Here is a 1,499-nt window from a genome sequence, read left to right as displayed (position 1 = left end):
AACACACCACCGGCAACAGCGGGCAGGGCCAGGAATGGGAGCCGACCGGAGACATGCCCCTGACCCCGGTCATGCACTGGCTCCTCGGCCTGGAAGGACCCATCGACCACTTCAACCAGTCCGTCCTAATCACCACACCGCCCGGCGCCACCTTCGAACACATCGACCAGGCCCTTGCCACCCTGGCCGACCACCACCACAGCCTCCGCGCCCACCTCACCCAGAGCCCGACCGGCGAACGCTCGCTCCACATCCCCGCGCCGGACACAACAGCCACAGCATCCGAACGCGGACTCCTCACCCACACCCTCCTCCCGGCTGGGCACGAGGAACGCATCAGTGTGCTCGACGCGCACGTCCAGGCCGCGGCCTCACGCCTGGCACCCGCCGAGGGACGCATGCTCCAGGCCGTCTTCTTCGACGCGGGTCCCAAGGACAGCGGACGGCTCCTGATCACCATCCACCACCTCGCGGTCGACGGCGTGTCCTGGCGGATCCTGCTGCCCGACCTCGCCACCGCCTACCACGCCCACCAGCACGGCCACACCCCCCGCCTCGACGAGGCCGGCACCAGCCTGCGTGCATGGGCCCACCAGCTCACCCGCCTCGCCGCCACCGAAGCCGTCCAGGACCAGCACTCCTACTGGAGCCGGGTCCTCACCCCCGCCGACCCCACCCACGGCAGCCGCCCCCTGGACCCCCACCGCGACACCACCTCAACCCAGCAGCACCACACCCACACCCTCGACACCCACCTCACCCACGCCCTCCTCACCACCGTCCCCGCCGCCTACAACGCCGGCATCAACGACATCCTCCTCACCGCCTTCCACCTCGCCCACACCGAATGGCGACGCCGACACGGCCACCCCACCCCCCACGGCACCCTCATCGACCTCGAAACCCACGGCCGCCACGAAACCCACACCGCAGCCAACCTCACCCGCACCACCGGATGGTTCACCACCTTCCACCCCATCCGAATCCCCCACACCCCCACCACCTGGCACAACACCCACGACCCCGCCACCGACCTCACCCACACCATCAAAACCGTCAAAGAACACCTGCGGGCGATCCCCGACGACGGCATCGGCTACGGGCTCTTGCGCCACCTCACCCCCCACCACCCCCTCACCACCCACCCCACCCCCCACATCAGCTTCAACTACCTCGGCCGCACCACAACCACGATCGGCAACACCCCCGCCGCAACAGGCCACTTCACCACCGCGCCGGAGACCCGCCACCTCAACCCGCACAACCCGCACGACCCGATGCCCACCCCCCACACCCTCGCCATCAACGCCGCCACCCACGACACCCCCGAAGGCCCCCACCTCACCACCACCTACTCCTGGCCCGCCACCCTCCACGACCCGGCACACATCCAGGAACTCGCCACCCTCTACACCCAAGCCCTCCAGACCATCACCACACACACCAACACCCACACCACCCCCACCCACACCCCCAGCGACCTCCCCCTCGTCAACCTC

Annotated in this window: 1 protein-coding gene; it reads left to right on the top strand. The window is 69.3% G+C overall.

Translation table 11 applies throughout. The annotated features are described in order from the left end of the window. Nucleotides 1-53: 53 nt before the first annotated feature. Nucleotides 54-1,499, top strand: a 1,446-nt coding sequence (locus tag ABZ079_RS36845) for a condensation domain-containing protein (RefSeq protein WP_356943800.1), incomplete at its 3' end; no start/stop codon positions are given.

Source organism: Streptomyces sp. NPDC006314, from assembly GCF_040613075.1.
Classification (GTDB): Bacteria; Actinomycetota; Actinomycetes; order Streptomycetales; family Streptomycetaceae; genus Streptomyces.
This window is presented reverse-complemented; position numbering and strand designations above follow the sequence as displayed.